This window comes from Pseudoalteromonas sp. SIMBA_162, from assembly GCF_046535955.1.
GTDB classification, from domain to species: domain Bacteria; phylum Pseudomonadota; class Gammaproteobacteria; order Enterobacterales; family Alteromonadaceae; genus Pseudoalteromonas; species Pseudoalteromonas marina.
This window is the reverse complement of sequence record NZ_JAWJBQ010000455.1, coordinates 1-269: the sequence shown is the minus strand read 5'-3', so window position 1 is coordinate 269 and position 269 is coordinate 1. Positions and strand designations below refer to the sequence as shown.

Genomic DNA, 269 nt, shown 5'->3' with positions numbered 1-269 from the left:
CGAATGAGAGTCAAAGGATGAGCCCTGAAGACCTGCAGAAACTGACGACCCGCCAGATGCCCTATGGCAAGTATGCCGGACGTCTGATTGCCGACCTGCCCGGGGATTATCTGGGCTGGTTTGCACGCAAGGGGTTTCCGCAGGGCGAGATCGGTCGCCTGCTCGCGCTGATGCACGAGATTGATCACAACGGGTTGAATGCGCTGCTGGAGCCGCTGCGGCGGCGCTGAGGGAGTGAAATATAGAAGGGCTGAGATGAGGGGCTGAGA

At 59.5% G+C, this 269-nt stretch carries 1 protein-coding gene; it reads left to right on the top strand.

Features of this window, described 5'->3' with window-relative positions:
- On the top strand, window positions 1–230 hold a 230-nt coding region (locus R0J88_RS20465; protein WP_410900945.1), incomplete at its 5' end, for a DUF3820 family protein.
- Between the last annotated feature and the right edge of the window lie 39 nt (window positions 231–269).